Raw genomic sequence first — 16,781 nt, 5'->3', positions numbered from 1 at the left:
CCACACCTGCGCCTGGTCCGGCCTCTTGCCCGTCCAAAAGCCCAAATTGTGCTAGAAGGGCAATGGGCCTGTACCGCCCATAGCGCCGGCGTCGGCCGCGGCGCGAGAGGAACCGGATGACGGGTGCGAAAGACAAGACCTGGTTTCTGCGCGAGGGCCTGTTCGCCAAATACGTCGTCTCCCTCGTCGGCCTCGTCGTGTTCGTGCTTGCCGTCAACGGCGCGATGGAGACCTGGATCTCCTATCGCGCCACCAAGACACAGCTGACTGACGGGCTCGAGGACAAGGCGCAAGGCGCCGCCCGGCGCATCGAGCAATCCGTCTCCGAGCTGGAGCGCCAGATCAGCTGGGTGACCACGGCCAGCCGTGACACGATCGAGAAGCGCCGCGCCGACTACGCCCAGCTGCTGCAACAGGTCGCCGTAGTCTCGCAGCTGTTCCAGCTCAATGGCGAGGGTCGCGAGGTGCTGCGCGTCTCGCGCCAGTCGACCACGACCGGCGGCAATGCCGACCTCGCGCGCGACATACGCTTCACCGAAGCGGTCGCCCGCGGCGTCAGCTATGCCCCGGCCTACTTCGTCGACCAGAAGCCGGTGATGTCGATCTCGGTGGCGCATTCCGGCTTCAACGCCGGCGTCACGGTGGCCGAGGTCGATCTCGGCTTCCTCTCGGACTTTCTGTCCGACGCCCAGGTCGGCAAGGCCGCCTTTGCCTATGTGGTCGACGCGCGCGGCCGCGTGCTCGCGACCTCGTCGAAAGGACCCGAGATCGGCAAGGACCTGTCGAAGCTGCCGCAGGTTGCGGCTGCCATCGCGCCGGGCCGCGAGCCCGACACGTCAGGCACCGATTTCAACGGCCATTCGGTGCTGTCGGCCGCGAGCACGGTGCCGAAGCTCGGCTGGAGCGTGTTGTTCGAGCAGCCGACCACGCAGGCCCTGACGCCGATCCGCGACCAGCTCGTGCGCATCGCGCTTCTGATCGGCATGGGCCTGTTGGTCGCGATCCTCGCCGGCACGCTGCTGGCGCGCCGCATGATCATTCCGATCACGGCGCTGCGCGATGGCGCGCACAGGCTCGGCGAAGGCGACTTCAGCCACCGCATCGACGTGCACACTTCGGACGAGCTGGAGGAGCTCGCCGGCCAGTTCAACCGCATGGCCGGCCAGCTGCAGGAGACGTACACCAACCTCGAGACGAAGGTCGAGGAGCGCACCCGCGATCTCGCGCAGTCGATCAACGAGCTGAAGGTGCTGGAAGAGGTCGGCCGCGCCCTCGCCTCCTCGCTCGACCTCAACGCCGTGCTGCCGACGATCGCCGCCCGCGCGCTGGAGATCAGCCATGCCGATGCGGTGCTGATCTACGGCTATGAGGCCGAACGACATCGCTTCAATTTGATCGAGGCCAAGGGCATCGACAAGTCGGCTGAGGGCGTCCATGTCACCATCGACGAAGGCGCGAACATCCTGAGCCATGCCGCCGCGAGCGGCGAGCCGATCGCGATTGCCGATCTCGACCACGCCGCCGAGCAGCCCTTGCGCGACGTCGCGGTCGCCGCTGGCTTCCATTCGGTGCTGGTGGTGCCGCTGCTCGACCAGCAGGGCACGCTCGGCGCGCTGGTGGTGCTGCGCCGGGCGATCGGCGCATTCGAAGGAAGCCTCACCGGCTTGATGCGCACCTTCGCCAACCAGGCCGTGCTGGCGATGCGCAATGCGCGCCTGTTCACCGAGGTCGATCACAAGAGCCACGCGCTGGAGACGGCGAACGAGACCGTGCGCGCCCAGGCCGACAAGCTCAAGCAGCAGACCGAGCAGCTCAAGGACTGGAACAAGTCGCTGGAAGAGCGCGTCAAGACCCAGCTCGGCGAGATCGAGCGCATTCGCAAGCTCGAGCGCTTCCTCGCGCCGCAGGTGGCGCAGCTGATCGCCTCATCGGACAGTCCGGAAGGATTGCTCACCAGCCAGCGCCGCGAGGTGACGGTGGTGTTCTGCGACCTGCGCGGCTTCACCGCGTTCACGGAAGCGACCGAGCCGGAAGAGGCGATGAACGTGCTGCGCGAGTATCACGCGGCCCTCGGCAAGCTGATCTTCAAATACGAGGGCACGCTGGACAAATACGCCGGCGACGGCGTGATGATCCTGTTCAACGCGCCGATCCAGTTCGAGGACCATACCGCGCGCGCCGTGAAGATGGCGGTGGAGATGCGCGACACGATCGGCCCGCTGACCGAACGCTGGCGCAACCGCGGTCACAGCCTCGGCTTCGGCATCGGCATCGCGCTCGGCTATGCCACGCTCGGCCAGGTCGGCTTCGAGCAGCGGCTGGAATATGCCGCGATCGGCAGCGTCACCAACCTTGCGTCTCGCCTGTGCAGCGAGGCCAAGCCCAACCAGATCGTGGTCAGCCGCCGCGTCTACGGCATGGTCGAGCCATGGGTCGAAGCCCGCGCCCTCGACGATCTCCAGCTCAAAGGCTTCAATCACCCGGTGCTGGCGATGGAGATCCTCGGCTGGCGCGAGGCGGTGGACAACGTGCTGGATGCGACGGCGGCAAGGCGGAGGATGTGAACGGAAGAGCAGGCCACCTGCTCCTCTAATCAAGCCCGTCTTCGCTAATCACGCCCCCCGCTTCGGCCCGATCGCCTCGAACGCGGCCTTCTGCTCGCCGCTCAGATCGAATTCGAAATCGTCGAGCGCGTCAGCGACGCCGGCGACCGCCTGCTGCATCGTCTGGAGGCGCGTCTTCACGGCGGCGAGGCGGGCCTGCGGGGTGGCTGCCGCCTTCATCGGGCAAGAGCTCAGCGTCTGCAGAGTGCGGAGCGTGGTGTCCTGGAGCACGTCGAGGCGGGCGCGGCCGGTGTCGTCGAGCTTCAGGGTCGAGGCGATGTCGTCGGCGGGCCATTGCTGCTGCACGAGCTGCTCGTACTGGCGCTGGGCCTGCACATCGTAGCGGGGATCGTAATTGGGATCGCAGGCTTTGCCCGCCTGCGCCGCTTGAGCCGGCTGCGCGTCCTTGTGCTGAGCCGAAGCAAGCGCGGCCTGGCGCTCCCTCGCCAGCGAGTCGAACTTAGCTTTCTGGCCGTCGTCGAGCAGCTCGACGAATTTGGCGAGCGGCTGCGCCAGCGCATCGATGGCCTTGATCATCGCATCGAGGCGGGCCTGCATCACACCGAGGCGCTCGGCGGCATTGGTGGGCGCCTGCGCCGGGCAGGAGGCGCGAATGGTATCGCGCGCGCTCGTCCAGGCCGATGCGAGCTCATCCAGCGCGGTGCGCTGCATCTCGTTCGGCTGCACGGCGGCGGCGATGCGCTCGACGGGCAGGCCGCCGGTGTCGCTGCTGTCGCAAACCGCCTCGGCCGACGGCACACGTCGCGCACGACGGCCATGCGGCGCGGTGTAGGCGGCGAGCTCCGGGGCCGCGTAGGGCGCGAAGATCGCGGCGTAGATATCGCCATAGCCGTACAGCGAGAGGCTGGTGGTATCGCCATCAATCACCGCATTGGTGAGATCGTCATGCGCGAACGGCCAGAACATGGGACCGATCCAGCCATAGCTGCCGTCCGGATGCCGCCACCAGCCCTGCGGACGACGCCCCCCGTGCCAGCCCGAGAGCGCGGCCTGCGCCGTGAGCGCCGCGCGCATGACATAGGGGTTCGCTGGCTGGCCGCGCTCGCTGCCGCGCGGATCTTGCGACCGCAGCGCCGCGGAGCGATAGCGGCCGCCGCGCACCGCCATGCGGGCGTGGCGAAGGCGCGACAGGCCGAGCATATGACCGACGGCAAAGCGCGCCACGCCGAGCGGTCCGCCGCGGAATCCGAACTGCGCCTGCGCCGTATCAGGCAGCATCACTGTCAGAAGCACCAGCACCGCGCCGGCCAGCGCCAGCCTCAAGCGCGATCCCGATAGGCTCACCGAGTTGACCACCGAGCTGACCACCTCTTGGCCCTCCTCCAGCGCCAAGCGCGCATCACGACGCATGAGCAAGACTCGCGAGGGAACCAATTGTTCCACGGCGAGACGACCAAAGCGTCGCAGAGCTGTGAGGCATCATCGCGGCGCGCTTTACCTCGCCCCGCTTGCGGGGAGAGGTCGGAACGCATCGTCAGATGCGTTCCGGGTGAGGGGGTACGGGTCTATCGACGGAGAATGATCGCGGAGATAGCCCCTCACCCCGCCCTCTCCCCGTAAGAACGGGGCGAGGGAGACGAAGGACCGCCGTCTCGGCCACGCCTTACTGCGCCTTTTGCGGCACCACCACCGTCTGACCTGGATAGATCAGGTTGGGGTTGTGGATCTTTTCGCGGTTGGCGTTGAAGATCACGGCGTAGCGGGCGCCGTCGCCATAGGCGAGGCGGCTCAATGCCCAGAGACTGTCGCCGCGCGAAATCACCCGGCTGCCGCTGGCCTCGACCGTTCCGGTGGTGAGCGCGTCCGCGGGCGAGGCCGATGCGACCGTCGGCCCTGCCGCCGGCACCCGCGCCATCGACTTGGGTTTGGGCGCGCCCATCAGGCGGGGCCGAACCGCCGATCGCTCCGGGACCGCCGCAAGGCGCGGCGACGGCAGGGCAGCGAGGTCGGATTTGTCGTCGGGCTTCGCATCAGGCTTTGCGTCTTGCTTTGCGACCGGTGTGACGCGCGCGGGCGGCGCGACTTCAGCGATCGTCACCGGCATGGTGCGGCCGGACTGCGTGACGGTGCCGTCGGGTGCGTGAGCGCGCAGCGCCAGCTCGTAGCTGCCGGCGGGAAGCTTTGGCGGAGTCATGACGAACTGCCCGGACGCATCGGCCACGACGCTGTCGAGCGGTTGCCCGTCGCGCAGCAGCTCGACCTTCGCGCCCGGCGCGGCCTGGCCTGCGATCACCGCCGCCTCGCCATGATCGTCAACGCGCGCGACGTCGAAACGAGGGCCGGTGTCCGCCACGGAAGGCTGCGGCTTCACTGGAGCGACATCGGCCAGCGCCGTGACCTGCTTCCGCGTCTCCGCGAGCGCATCCGGCTTCGGCGCGTCGGCAGTCACAGGGGCAACGGACGGCGCAGGCGGTGCGGCCGCAGCGAGCTTCGGCTCTTCAACCTTCAACTCTGTCTTGGGCTCGACCTTCACCTCAGGCTTGGCCTCAAGCTTGGCTTCATCCTTGGCCTCGGCCTTTGCCTCCGGCTTGCTCTCGGGCTTGGTGACGGCGGCGACCTCGGTGCTTGCCCCGCCCGGCAGCATGCGGCGCAGCTCGGTTGGACCGATCACCAGCACGGTGCCGGCCACCGCGAGCAGACAGAATGCAATGACGGCCTTGGATGCGGTGATCATCAGCCTTCAAACCTCGATCAAAAACTCAGGTCGCAAATCATCAGGCGCAAATTGCGCCGTTTTGGCACCGGCAGCAAGCCGGTCATAGGGATGAACCGAGTGGGCCCTGTCGGCGTCAAATCAACGAGGCCGTAGCGGCCATTCTTTTTGGAATTTCATCATGCCCGCATTTTGCCGCGCCGCGCCATTTCTGGCGCTTGCCCTGACGCTCGCCGCCTCTCCCGCGCTGTCCGCCTCCGGGCCGCCGCCGGGATTCGTCCTGACGGACAATCCAGATCTCGCCTTCACCTCGCCGGACGGCGCCACCAGGCTCGAGCAGTACATGAAGGACAGCGAAGATCTGTTCGGCGTCAAGTGGCAGGTCTGGGCGCGACGCGGCGACCAGATGACGGAGCTGAAGCCCGAGCAGGGCTATGGCGCCGGCTTCCGCTTCACCGCGGACTCGCAATGGCTGGTGCGGATGCAGAAGACCGGCTCGGGCGAGCAGGATTTGTTCCTCTATCATCTCGAGAACGGCGTCTTCGTTGGTGCCACCAAGAAGAAGTCGCTCAGTGAGCTCGCCTGGGCCTATTTCTATGGCCGCCCGGAAACGAAGCACTTCGCCAGGCTCGACTTTCACATCTCGGCCAATCTGCTGGAAGGCACGGAAAACGCCTATCAAGAGCTCGGCATGAACTGGCCCAACAACCGCTACCTCGTGATCGGCCTCGGCGGCGAGTACGACAAGCACCCGAAAAACACCGTGATGAAAGGACTGGGCGGCTGGCGATGCCGCTATGATCTCCAGACCGGGAAATTCGACGTGCCCGAGATCTTCGCCAAGGATAATGCGCAGGCGCTGACATGGGAAGTGAAGCGGGAGTGAGAGGAGACGCTTTGTAGGGTGGACAAAGGCGCTCTTGCGCCGTGCCCACCATCTGCCTCGACCGCAAAAAGTGCGTGGGCACGCTACGCTTTGCCCACCGTACAGGACCTTGTCCACCGGCGCCGCGCCAAGCCCCTGATATTGTTCCGATTCATAGTTCCCTAACCTTTAATGGTAACGGGCTCTTGTCGGTTTTGCGGCATCCTGCATCCCACGGGAGGGCTGGATGGGCACATCGATTCGATGGACCGCACGATTGCGCGCGCTGCTTCGCCGCTGGCGGGGCGCGCCGCTGACGTGGCTGATCGCCGGCGGCTTCGTACTGATGGCGGCCATGGCCATCGGCACCGGCCTCACCGTCGATCGCTTCCGCCAGAACGCGATCGAGAGCGGCCGCGACAGCCTGGAAAACTCGGTTCGCCTGCTCGCCCGTCATTTCGACCGCGAGTTCGAGGATTTTGCGGTGCTGCAGAAAAGCATCATCGCGGAACTCGAAAGCCACGGCATCGAGTCCGCCGATGTGTTCCGCAGCGAGATGGCAACGCTCGCCATGCATGAGGTGCTGCGCGCCAAGGCCAGCGGCTGGTCGGACGTCGCCGGCGCCAACGTATTCGACTCCGACGGCAGGCTGATCAACTCGTCGCGGAGCTGGCCCGTCCCCGACGTCTCGGTTTCCGATCGCAGCTATTTCGCTCGTCTCAAGGGCGATCCGGCGGCGCAGGAGGAGGTCGAGGTGGTGCCGGGCCGGTTCGGGTCCGGGCCGGCGATCGTGTTCGCAAGGCGCGTATCCGGTCCGCACGGCGAGTTCTTCGGGCTGGTGTCGCGCGCCATCACGCCCGACCAGCTCGAAGCCTTCTTCGCCTCGGCCGGCCTCGGCGAGGATTCGTCGATTGCCATGCATCACCAGAACGGGCAGTTGTTGGCACGCATCCCGCATGCCGATGCGATGATCGGGAAGAATTTCCGGGGCGGCACGCCGGAGCAGATGGCGGTGTTCGAGCGCACCTCCGTCACCACGCAGCTCGCAAGCCCGATCGACGGCAAGGACCGCATCGTCGCTTCGCGCCTCCTGGCGGGCGAGCCGCTGGTCGTGGTCGCCACCAAATCGCTGGATGCGACGCTCGCCACCTGGCGCACGCAAACCAAGTTCTTCGTCGCCGTGGCCGTCGTGTCGATGGGCCTGCTCGTGCTCACGCTGGTCCTGATCTTCCGCCAGATGACGCGCCGGCTCGCCCTGGAGAAGGAGCAGCTCGACACCGCGATGAACACGATGACGCAAGGCCTGCTGATGTTCGACCAGGACCAGCGGCTGATCGTCTGCAACCGCCGTTACATCGAGATGTATGGTCTCTCGACCCATGTCGTGAAGCCCGGCGCCTATTTCCGCGACGTGATCCAGCATCGCGCCGATACCGGATCGTTCGACGGCGACGTCGATTCCTATTGCGACGCCATCCTGGACAACGTCGGTCGGACCCAGAGCAACATCGTCGAGACCTCGGACGGCCGCCTGATCGAGATCAAGAACCAGCCCGGCGCGGCCGGCGGCTGGCTCGCCACCCATGACGACGTCACCGAACGCATCCGCGCCGACGAGCGCATCGCGCATCTGGCGCATTACGACGCGCTGACCGACCTGCCCAACCGCGTGCTGATGCGCGGCCATCTCGAACGGCGCGTCGCGGAGCTCGCCCAGGGCCATCCGTTCGCGATCCTCTATATCGACGTCGACGAATTCAAGGGCGTCAACGATTCGCTGGGACACGAGGTCGGCGACGAATTGCTGCGACAGGTGGCGAGCCGCCTGCGCGCCTGCGTCAGCGGCAACGATATGGTGGCACGGCTCGGCGGCGACGAGTTCGCGATCATCAAGGCTGCGAGCTGCGACCAGGACGAGCTGAGCGCGCTGGCCGAACGGATCCTGGCCTCACTGCGCATGCCGGTCGACTGCAAGGGCCAGGAGATCACCACCAATGCCAGCATCGGCATCGCGATCGCGCCCGACCACGGCGACGTCATCGACGACCTGCTCAAGCGCGCAGACCTCGCGATGTACGCCGCCAAGTCGGAAGGACGCGGCACCTTCCGCATCTTCGTGCCCGAATACGACGACAAGGCGCGGCAGCGCCGCCAGCTCGAGCTTGATTTGCGCCAGGCGCTGGTGCGCGGCGAATTCGAGGTCCACTATCAGCCGCTGGTCGATTTGTCCGCCAATGTCGTGAGCGGCTGCGAGGCGCTGCTCAGGTGGCGCCATCCGGAGCGCGGCATGGTCTCGCCTGCGGACTTCATTCCGGTCGCGGAAGACACCGGCCTGATCGGCGAGATCGGCGAATGGGTCTTGAGGCAGGCCTGCGCGGAGGCTGCGTCCTGGCCCGGCGACATCCACATCGCGGTCAACGTCTCGCCGGTGCAGTTCCGCTCGAGGACGCTGGCGCTGAAGGTCGCCGCGGCGCTCGCCGAGTCGCGCCTCGCGCCGGAACGGCTCGAGCTCGAGATCACCGAGACCGTGCTGATCCGCGACGACGAGGAGGCACTGACCATCCTGCAGCAGCTGCGCGAGCTCGGCGTGCGCATCGCGCTCGACGATTTCGGCACCGGCTATTCCTCGCTGAGCTATCTGCACCGCTTCCCGTTCGACAAGATCAAGATCGACCGTAGCTTCATCAGCGACATCGGCGAGCCCGAGGATTCCTCCCCTATCGTGCAGGCCGTGGTCCACATGGCCGCCGCCCGCCACATGGCGACGACGGCCGAAGGCGTCGAGACCGAAGCGCAGCGCGAGGTATTGCGCCAGCTCGGCTGCAGCCAGATGCAGGGCTGGCTGTTCAGCCCGGCGGTGCCGGCGGCGAAGCTGAAGCAATTGCTGTCGAAGCAGGCGGCAGCGGCCTGAGGCCGAAATCGCCTCCCCTGCAATCACGGCAATGAGCACGTCCGATCCGAAAGAATAGGATCAAACCTCGCACCTTGCAGTTATCGCGCTGCTGAGGCGGCCGGGAACTCCGGCCGGCGGGAATTCGTCAACATTGCATCACGCGCATCGCAGGCGGCTTTGCCGTCCGCGAACGGATGCGCGTGTGCGAAATCGAGCGAGGCGACATGGCGATCGTGACGTTCCGGATGATCCCTCTGATAGCGGCGGCTGCCGTGATCGGCTTTGCCGCACAGGCGCGCGACGACGGCCGCTACGCGAACTCTCCCCTCAAGGGCTGGTTCGAGAGCCTGCACAGCAAAGGGGGCGGTCCGTGCTGCGCGGATGCCGACGGCACGGCGCTCGACGACGTCGATTGGGACACGCGCGGCGGGCACTACCGCGTCCGCATCCAGGGCGAATGGATCGAGGTGCCTGACGACACTGTCATCACCGAGCCGAATCGCGTCGGCCGCACGATCGTCTGGCCCTATTATATCAACGGCCGCGCCATCATCCGCTGCTTCATGCCGGGCAGCATGACGTGAAGTCGTCGGAGCAGCCGATCGCGCACAGGCGCATCTTGTATTCGTACGGCACTGCCATATCTCATCGGCATGATGAAGCTCACACGCGTTCAGGACCACGCCATTCAGGCGCTCATGGCCGGCATCGTCGGCGCCGAGACGTTCGATCAGGTCTTCGCAGGCATCCGCTTCGATGAGGTCGAGGGCTCGATGCTCTACGCCTTCGCACGGAACGAGGACGTCGCGTCCGACATCGAGGACAGCTACTCGCCCCTGATCGCCGCCGTGGCGTCGCGTGTGCTGGGCAAGCAGGTCGACCTCGTCGTCGTGATGCCGAAGGTTCTGCAATAAGTAGCCGGCAACGCCTTGCTCAATCGATGAACGATGCAAGCTCCTCCGGCTCGCCGGAGGGGAACGCGTCCTTGAGACATTCGAGAAACGCCGATACGCGCGCGCTCAGCAGCCGGCGCGACGGGTAGAGCGTCCAGAGACAGATCTCGGGTCCCTCGACATCGCCCCAGTGCACGAGCCTGCCGGCCGAGAGGTCGCGGCTCACGAGCGAGACGGGAAGCCGCGCGGCACCGACCCCGGCCCGGACGGCATCGCGGATCATGATGAGCGATGACAGGCGAAGCACGGGCTCGACTGCGATCTCCGCGCTTCCGACTGGCGTCACCACAGTCCAGGCAGAGCTCAAATCGCCCGCGCTGCGCACCACGGCCGGCGCGGCAAGATCGCCCGTTGGACGACGCAGACTCGGGCTCGCCACCACCACCAGCCGGTCGCGCAGGAAGATTCGTCCGACCAGGCTTTCGTCCGGATCCGGATTGACGCGGATCACGAGGTCATAACCCTCCTCGATCATGTCGACGGAGCGATCTTCCGTCGTGACCTCGAGCCGGACTTCCGGATATTTCCTCGCGAACGCGGCCGCCAGTTTCCCCATCGCGGTCTGTGAGAACACCAGCGGCGCACTGATCCGCAATCGCCCGCGCGGCCTGTCGCCTCCGGAAGCGATCGCGGCCGCCGTCTCGTCGAGCTCGGCGAGCAACGCCCCGGTCCGCTCATAGAGCGCCCGACCCTCCTCCGTGAGCTTCAGGTTGCGCGTTCCGCGCTCGAACAGGCGCAGATCGAGGCTGCTCTCCAGTTCGGAGACCCGGCGGGACAGCGTCGCTTTCGGGCGGCCGGCAGCCCGGGCGGCCCGCCCAAAGCCGCCGTGACGGGCCACCAGATTGAAGTCGGCGAGGGCCAGCAGATCCATTCGTTCCACCAATGAGACAGACTGTCCAAATATAGCGGCTATCGGTCCGCGTGTGGATCACTAATTTGCGGGGTGTCTAACCCCAACAAGGAGTGACCCCCATGACCATCCTCGTAATCGGCGCCACCGGCCGCGTCGGCCGCCACGTTGTCGAACAGCTCGTCAAACGCGACGCCAAGGTGCGCGTGCTGACCCGCGATCCCGCCAAGGCCGATGTCCCCGCGGGCGTCGAGATCGCCAAGGGCGACCTGCTCGACATCGAAGCGCTGCGCGCCGCGTTCTCAGGCGTCAGGACGCTGTTCCTGCTCAACGCCGTGACCGGCGATGAATTCACCCAGGCGATCATCACGCTCAACATCGCCCGCGAGGCCGGTGTCGAACGCGTCGTCTATCAGTCGGTGTTCGACGCCGACGGGGCCGTGAACGTGCCGCACTTCGCGGTGAAGTCGGGCGCCGAGCGCATGCTCGCGCGGATGGGTTTCAGCGCGACCATACTGCGTCCGAGCTACTTCATCGACAACGAGCTCATGATCAAGGACGTGATCCTCAATCATGGCGTCTATCCGATGCCGATCGGCAGCAAGGGTGTCGCCATGGTCGACGCGCGCGACATCGCCGAGGTCGCCGCGATCGAACTGATCCGCCGCGACCGTGCTTCGGAAAAGCTTCCGGTGGAGACCATCAACCTGGTCGGTCCCGACACGCTGACCGGTCCTGGCGTGGCGAAGATCTGGTCTGACCTGCTCGGCCGCCCGATCGTCTATGGCGGCGACGATCCCAGCGGCTTCGAGCAGAGCATGGCGCGCTTCCTGCCGAAGTGGACGGCCTACGAGATGCGCCTGATGGCCGAGCGCTATGTCACCGACGGCATGATTCCCGAAGCCGGTAACGTCGAACGTCTCACTGGGATGCTCGGCCGTCCGCTGCACTCCTATCGCGATTTCGCGGCCCAGATCGCGGCGAGCGCGACAAAGTCCGCGTGACGACAGCAGCAACGAGCCCCTGATGTCACCGCGACGCGACATCGGGGGCTTTGGCGTGACCTCGCGATCAAACCACGCTAGCTTCCCAAAACAAGAACAAGAGAACAAGAACAAGAGGAAACGCCAATCGTGTACGACTACATTATCGTGGGCGGCGGCTCGGCTGGGTCCGTGCTGGCCCACCGGCTCTCCGCCAGGAGCGCCAACAAGGTCCTGCTGTGCGAAGCCGGACAGGACACACCACCCGGCAACGAACCGGCCGAAATCAGGGACAGCTATCCGGGCACCGCCTATTTCGACCCGCGCTTTCACTGGACCGAGCTCAAGGTCACGACCCAGGTCGTCAGCCACAACAATCCTGACGAAGCGCGCCCGCCGTTACGCAAATACGAGCAGGCGCGCGTGCTCGGCGGCGGCTCGTCGATCAACGGTCAGATGGCCAACCGCGGCGCACCGACCGATTACGATGAATGGCAAGCGCGCGGCGCTGAAGGCTGGCGTTGGAACGACGTGCTGCCGTTCTTCAAGAAGGTGGAGCGCGACCTCGATTTCGACGGGCCGTATCACGGCAAGGACGGACGAATTCCGGTGCGCAGAATTTCCAGAGAGCACTGGACCCGGCACTCGCAGGCGTTCGCCGATGCATTTCAGGAGGCCGGCCATCAATATCTGCCGGACCAGAACGGCGAGTTCGTCGACGGCTTTTTTGCAGTGACGCATTCCAACCAGGCCGAGCAGCGCGTCTCGGCCGCGATGGGCTATCTCGATCGCGATACCCGCAAGCGCGCCAACCTTGCGATCTCCACCAACACTGAGGTGAGAGAGCTGATCTTCGAAGGCACACAATGCGTCGGCGTGAAGGCGGTGATCGACGGGCGCGAGCAGGAATTCCGGGGACGCGAGATCATTCTCTCCTCCGGCGCGATCCACTCGCCGGCGCATCTCTTGCGCGCCGGCATCGGACCGGTCGGCCACCTCAGGGATCTCGGCATTCCCGTTTTGATGGGACTGCCGGGCGTCGGCCAGCGCCTGATGGATCATCCTTCGATCTCGCTGTCATCCTTCGTCCGCCGCGGCGCGCGCATGAACGAGCACACCAGGCGGCACATGCAGCTCGGCCTGCGCTATTCGTCCGGACTTCCCGGCGTGCCGAAGGGCGACATGTTCGTCGTCGTGCTCTCCAAATCGGCCTGGCACGCGGTCGGCGCGCAGATCGGCTCGCTGCTGATCTTCGTCAACAAGACCTATTCCGAGACCGGGCAGGTGAAGCTTGCTTCGCGCGATCCCACAGCGGAGCCGATCGTCGAATTCAACCTGTTGTCCGACCGGCGCGACCTCGATCGCCTGATGAGCGGCTTCCGCAAGATGGCGGCGATCCAGATGAGCGACATCGTGAAGCAGGTGACGGACAAGCCGTTCCCGGCCGCCTATACCGACAGGGTGCGCAAGATCGGCGTGGTCAACACCACGAACAAGATCCTGACCGGGATCGCCGCGACGCTGATGGACGGACCGGCGGCGCTGCGTCACTATCTGATCGACAATTTCGTGGTCGAAGGCTTCACCTTCGATGACGTGATCAACGACGACGAGGCACTGGAAGCCTTCGTCCGCAAGGCGACGATCGGCGTGTGGCACGCCTCGTGCTCATGCCGCATGGGCCGGGCCGACGATCCCATGTCGGTGGTGGACAGTCAGGGCCGCGTCAAAGGCGTTCAAGGCCTGCGCGTCGTCGATGCCTCGATCTTCCCGGTGGTGCCGTGCGCCAACACCAATTTTCCGGTGTTGATGTCGGCGGAGAAGATCGCGGCGGCGATGATGCAGTGATCGACTGATTCTCGTGTCCCGCGTGCGGCGCAGCGTGCAACGCTGCGCCGCCCAAGTTCCCGGCTTACTTCACCCGCCTGGCGGCCTGGATCTCGACGAACTCGGCGTCCGGGTGGGCAACGATGGTTGCGAACATGATGCCGCTGATGATGAGCGACCAGGCGGTGTCCCAATAGATCCAAAACACTTTCAGCCTCCGTTTTGGCGTCCTCCGCCTGCGGCGCCCGGAGTAACGGCGCCGGGAGGCTGCCGTTCCAGAATGAGCCCATGATGGGGGCCTGCGGCTCGAACAAGCGCAGGCAAGTCTAGCGCTTTCTGGTGTTGGTCGGTGGGATCTTGCGATCGGTTTGACCGGTGTGGCGCTTTGCCACGACGTCTTCGTCCCGCGGGCCTTCGCGCGGACGCGGCGGCGGCTTGGGCTGGCCGGACTGGCCGCCATGCTTGCCGCCCATGTCGGGCTTGCCTTCGAGGTCGTTTTCACGGGTCATGATGTGTCAATGCGCTCACCCGGCAATGGTTCGCAATTTGCGTTCGGCGTTGTGGCTGTGAACGAGTTCATAGGATCGCCGTCTTTGGCGGTGCACGATGGGTCGCGCAGCCCGCGCATCGCCCCCTCGACGAACGGATCTGGCCTGATGCGGAAGCACCTCGTTGCCTGGACCATCCTGACCTCGGCCTTCGTCGCGGTCGCGGTGTGGAGCGTGCTCGGGCCGCCCGACCATCCGGCCGGTCCGCATCTGCCCTCGCGCGACCTGACGGCTTCGGTGCACTAGGTTTCGGTTTCGTCCCGACGCGAACCGGCCTCCGCGTCGCTCGAAAACGCCTTGGTCCGACCGATCCAATTTCGGTATCGATCAATCCCATCTGGAGCTTGGTGCAACGGAACACCGGCCGCTATCCTTCCCTGCAAAACGACAACACCACGCCGGCAGGAGGACGCCCTTGATCAGACCGACACGCCCCGCACCCCGCGCTGCGATTGCCACCGCTCTCGTCACGTCTCTTGCCCTTCTCTCCGGAGTCCATGCCGGCATGGCTGAAACCTTCGCCTATGTCGGCAATGCCGACTCCAACGACATCAGCGTGTTCAAGATGGCCGAGAACGGCGAGATGAATGCGGTGCAGACGGCGCCCTTCACCGGCGTCGAAAAGCCGGGCGCCTCGACGCCGCTCGCGATCACACCGGACCATCGCGTGCTGATCGCCGGCGTCCGCTCGCAGCCGTTCCTCGCGGTGAGCTTTGCCATCGATCCCAAGACAGGCCTCCTCAGCCACATCGGCAACGGGCCGCTCGCCGACAGCATGGCCAACATCGCAACCGACCGCACCGGGAAAGTGCTGTTCAGCGCCTCCTATGGCGGCAACAAGGTCGCGTCGAATCCACTGGAAGCGAACGGCGTCGTCGGCGAGCCGAAGCAGGTGATTCCGACCGGGCTCAACGCGCACGCCTTCCTGCCCTCGCCCGACAATCGCTTCGTGTTCGCGACCAATCTCGGCTCCGACCAGGTCCTGAGCTTTGCATTCGAGGCCGCGGCCGGCTCGCTGACGCCGAGCGATCCGCCTGTCATCAAGGTGCCGGAGAAATCCGGGCCGCGGCACTTCGTGTTCCACCCGGACGGCAAGTTCGTCTATCTCATCCACGAGCTGAACGGCGACGTCGCGGCGTTCAGCTATGAGGCCAAGAGCGGGGCCTGGAGCGAAATCCAGCGCACCACCGCGCTGCCAGAGGGCTTCAACGGCAAACCTTGGGCGGCCGACATCCACATCACCCCGGACGGTCGCTTCCTCTACGCTTCCGAGCGCACCACCAATACCCTCACCGCCTACAAGGTCGATGCGTCAAGCGGCAAGCTGACCACGATCGGCAGCGTGCCGACCGAGAAGCAGCCGCGCGGCTTCAACATCGACCCGACCGGCCGCTATCTCGCCGCCGTCGGCGAGCTGTCCAACGGCATGACCGTCTATGCCATCGACCAGACCAGCGGCGCGCTCAGCAAGCTGAAAGCCTACGCCACCGGAAAGAAGCCGAACTGGGTGGAATTCTTGACCCTGCCCTGAGGGCCGGGGCGGCCGACCTAAGTAAACATCCGGAATTTCGCGAGGTCCTCCCTAGCGTCATATCGTCGCTATGGACCGTCATATTGTCTTCAAGTGCCCCCAGACAGGCCTGAACGTGCAGCATCGGCTTGGCGACGAGCCCGCCGATCGGACGCACGTGCCTGTCTCCTGTCCGGCCTGTATGCGCCTGCACCTGATTGATCGCTCCAGCGGCAAGCTGATGGGCGATCGCCGGGCCTGAGAGGCCGGCTACGGCTTTGATGTGACCTGCGCGGTGACGTCTTCGACGTGATGCAGCAGGTAGACCAAATGGCCCGCGGTATCGTGGATCGGCGAGTTGATCGGCTGCCAATGGCGCTCGACGAAGGCGCCATTGGGGTCCCGGATGTCGTAGCGCTGAATATTCATGGCATGGGCGCGCCCCGTCTCGCCCACCGTTTTCAAGCTGCCGTAGAGGTTGCTGACCCCATCGGCGAGCGGATCGTCGGGATTGTCGGGAAAGATCTCGAACAGCGACCGGCCGACCACCTCGGACCGGCTGATGAAGGTCGCCGCCGCATAGGCGTCATTGATGTCGACGATCGCCAGGCCCGGTCCCGGGTCCAGCAGCATGTAGGGGTGCGGCGAGTTGTCGAATTCCGGCTGGAATTGCTGCCGGATGGCTTCGGCATCGGTCTGCTGGCGCCGGCGCTGCTCGAAGGGCGACGTATCGGCACCTGAGGCAGCCGAGTTCAGCAGCGCCAATTGCCGCTTCGCCGATGCCAGCAGGGCGCGGACGGTCTGCTGAACCGTCGGGTCAGCCGTTTCACTGAGCAGCCGCTCGAAGTGAACGATGTTCTGCTCGCAAACGAACCGTTGCATCCCGCCTCAACCATGAGCTGCGCGGCCGCGGCGCCGCGTGACGTCTGATGGTAGCTCCATACAACTGGTTCCAGCGGATGAGAAGACCGTGATAGCCGCAACCGTCGCCGCTTCGAGGCCGGCCGGCCCCGCGTGCAGGCCGCGAACCAGATTTCCATTCCCGCGACTAATCAAGGACTTGCAACGACAGCCG

At 65.6% G+C, this 16,781-nt stretch carries 15 protein-coding genes; 9 read left to right on the top strand and 6 right to left on the bottom strand.

Annotated features, from left to right (window positions below; all coding sequences use genetic code 11):
• Window positions 1–116: 116 nt before the first annotated feature.
• Window positions 117–2,564, top strand: coding sequence for an adenylate/guanylate cyclase domain-containing protein (locus tag IF809_RS17280; protein WP_462838068.1), 2,448 nt, complete (start codon window positions 117–119; stop codon window positions 2,562–2,564).
• Between the two features lie 48 nt (window positions 2,565–2,612).
• On the opposite strand, the gene IF809_RS17275 is transcribed toward IF809_RS17280, so the two are convergent.
• Both IF809_RS17275 and IF809_RS17270 read right to left on the bottom strand, forming a co-directional pair.
• Entirely contained in the window at window positions 2,613–3,974 is a 1,362-nt protein-coding gene (locus IF809_RS17275) for a Spy/CpxP family protein refolding chaperone (protein WP_462838067.1), read from the bottom strand.
• A gap of 253 nt (window positions 3,975–4,227) precedes the next feature.
• Complete coding sequence (locus tag IF809_RS17270; protein WP_462838066.1) at window positions 4,228–5,298, bottom strand: LysM peptidoglycan-binding domain-containing protein; 1,071 nt, start codon at window positions 5,296–5,298, stop codon at window positions 4,228–4,230.
• A 160-nt stretch (window positions 5,299–5,458) separates the two neighbouring features.
• Between IF809_RS17270 and IF809_RS17265 the strand changes: the two genes are divergently transcribed.
• From IF809_RS17265 to IF809_RS17250, 4 genes are all read left to right on the top strand, one after another.
• A complete protein-coding gene (locus IF809_RS17265; RefSeq protein WP_462838065.1) occupies window positions 5,459–6,163 on the top strand; it encodes a hypothetical protein in 705 nt (234 codons plus the stop codon).
• 226 nt (window positions 6,164–6,389) lie between these two features.
• On the top strand, window positions 6,390–9,053 hold the full coding sequence (locus tag IF809_RS17260) for a bifunctional diguanylate cyclase/phosphodiesterase (RefSeq protein ID WP_462838064.1): 2,664 nt from the start codon (window positions 6,390–6,392) through the stop codon (window positions 9,051–9,053).
• Between the two features lie 206 nt (window positions 9,054–9,259).
• Window positions 9,260–9,619: a hypothetical protein gene (locus IF809_RS17255; RefSeq protein ID WP_128963473.1), complete on the top strand. Its 360-nt coding sequence runs from the start codon at window positions 9,260–9,262 to the stop codon at window positions 9,617–9,619.
• 69 nt (window positions 9,620–9,688) lie between these two features.
• Window positions 9,689–9,949 carry a hypothetical protein gene (locus IF809_RS17250; RefSeq protein WP_164938388.1) on the top strand — a complete coding sequence of 87 codons (261 nt, stop codon included), beginning with the start codon at window positions 9,689–9,691 and terminating at the stop codon, window positions 9,947–9,949.
• Between the two features lie 19 nt (window positions 9,950–9,968).
• Here IF809_RS17250 and IF809_RS17245 read toward each other — a convergent pair whose 3' ends face one another.
• Window positions 9,969–10,859, bottom strand: a complete 891-nt coding sequence (locus tag IF809_RS17245; RefSeq protein ID WP_128963471.1) for a LysR family transcriptional regulator — start codon at window positions 10,857–10,859, stop codon at window positions 9,969–9,971.
• Window positions 10,860–10,960: 101 nt separating this feature from the next.
• On the opposite strand from IF809_RS17245, the gene IF809_RS17240 reads away from it, so the two are divergent.
• Complete coding sequence (locus IF809_RS17240; RefSeq protein ID WP_128963470.1) at window positions 10,961–11,842, top strand: SDR family oxidoreductase; 882 nt, start codon at window positions 10,961–10,963, stop codon at window positions 11,840–11,842.
• Window positions 11,843–11,971: 129 nt separating this feature from the next.
• Window positions 11,972–13,669, top strand: a complete 1,698-nt coding sequence (locus IF809_RS17235; RefSeq protein ID WP_462838063.1) for a GMC family oxidoreductase — start codon at window positions 11,972–11,974, stop codon at window positions 13,667–13,669.
• Between the two features lie 64 nt (window positions 13,670–13,733).
• On the opposite strand, the gene IF809_RS17230 is transcribed toward IF809_RS17235, so the two are convergent.
• Together IF809_RS17230 and IF809_RS17225 are read right to left on the bottom strand one after the other, a co-directional pair.
• Window positions 13,734–13,856: a hypothetical protein gene (locus tag IF809_RS17230; protein WP_283815000.1), complete on the bottom strand. Its 123-nt coding sequence runs from the start codon at window positions 13,854–13,856 to the stop codon at window positions 13,734–13,736.
• Between the two features lie 118 nt (window positions 13,857–13,974).
• Window positions 13,975–14,157 carry a hypothetical protein gene (locus IF809_RS17225; protein WP_128963468.1) on the bottom strand — a complete coding sequence of 61 codons (183 nt, stop codon included), beginning with the start codon at window positions 14,155–14,157 and terminating at the stop codon, window positions 13,975–13,977.
• Between the two features lie 147 nt (window positions 14,158–14,304).
• Between IF809_RS17225 and IF809_RS17220 the strand changes: the two genes are divergently transcribed.
• Together IF809_RS17220 and IF809_RS17215 are read left to right on the top strand one after the other, a co-directional pair.
• The gene (locus IF809_RS17220) at window positions 14,305–14,442 is read left to right on the top strand and encodes a hypothetical protein (protein WP_164938387.1); all 138 of its coding nucleotides are present in this window, start codon (window positions 14,305–14,307) and stop codon (window positions 14,440–14,442) included.
• 205 nt (window positions 14,443–14,647) lie between these two features.
• On the top strand, window positions 14,648–15,727 hold the full coding sequence (locus tag IF809_RS17215) for a lactonase family protein (RefSeq protein ID WP_244659391.1): 1,080 nt from the start codon (window positions 14,648–14,650) through the stop codon (window positions 15,725–15,727).
• A 249-nt stretch (window positions 15,728–15,976) separates the two neighbouring features.
• Here IF809_RS17215 and IF809_RS17210 read toward each other — a convergent pair whose 3' ends face one another.
• On the bottom strand, window positions 15,977–16,588 hold the full coding sequence (locus IF809_RS17210; protein ID WP_128963466.1) for a PAS domain-containing protein: 612 nt from the start codon (window positions 16,586–16,588) through the stop codon (window positions 15,977–15,979).
• Window positions 16,589–16,781: the final 193 nt, after the last annotated feature.

Source organism: Bradyrhizobium sp. UFLA06-24, from assembly GCF_054967145.1.
This window is presented reverse-complemented; position numbering and strand designations above follow the sequence as displayed.

Excerpts from the sequence above, each read along its gene's own strand:
- IF809_RS17260 (WP_462838064.1), top strand. The coding sequence starts at position 6,390 with ATGGGCACATCGATTCGATGGACCGCACGATTGCGCGCGCTGCTTCGC.
- IF809_RS17265 (WP_462838065.1), top strand. The coding sequence starts at position 5,459 with ATGCCCGCATTTTGCCGCGCCGCGCCATTTCTGGCGCTTGCCCTGACG.
- IF809_RS17255 (WP_128963473.1), top strand. The coding sequence starts at position 9,260 with ATGGCGATCGTGACGTTCCGGATGATCCCTCTGATAGCGGCGGCTGCC.
- IF809_RS17245 (WP_128963471.1), bottom strand. The coding sequence starts at position 10,859 with ATGGATCTGCTGGCCCTCGCCGACTTCAATCTGGTGGCCCGTCACGGC.
- IF809_RS17275 (WP_462838067.1), bottom strand. The coding sequence starts at position 3,974 with ATGCGTCGTGATGCGCGCTTGGCGCTGGAGGAGGGCCAAGAGGTGGTC.
- IF809_RS17240 (WP_128963470.1), top strand. The coding sequence starts at position 10,961 with ATGACCATCCTCGTAATCGGCGCCACCGGCCGCGTCGGCCGCCACGTT.
- IF809_RS17225 (WP_128963468.1), bottom strand. The coding sequence starts at position 14,157 with ATGACCCGTGAAAACGACCTCGAAGGCAAGCCCGACATGGGCGGCAAG.
- IF809_RS17270 (WP_462838066.1), bottom strand. The coding sequence starts at position 5,298 with ATGATCACCGCATCCAAGGCCGTCATTGCATTCTGTCTGCTCGCGGTG.
- IF809_RS17280 (WP_462838068.1), top strand. The coding sequence starts at position 117 with ATGACGGGTGCGAAAGACAAGACCTGGTTTCTGCGCGAGGGCCTGTTC.
- IF809_RS17250 (WP_164938388.1), top strand. The coding sequence starts at position 9,689 with ATGATGAAGCTCACACGCGTTCAGGACCACGCCATTCAGGCGCTCATG.
- IF809_RS17220 (WP_164938387.1), top strand. The coding sequence starts at position 14,305 with ATGCGGAAGCACCTCGTTGCCTGGACCATCCTGACCTCGGCCTTCGTC.
- IF809_RS17210 (WP_128963466.1), bottom strand. The coding sequence starts at position 16,588 with ATGCAACGGTTCGTTTGCGAGCAGAACATCGTTCACTTCGAGCGGCTG.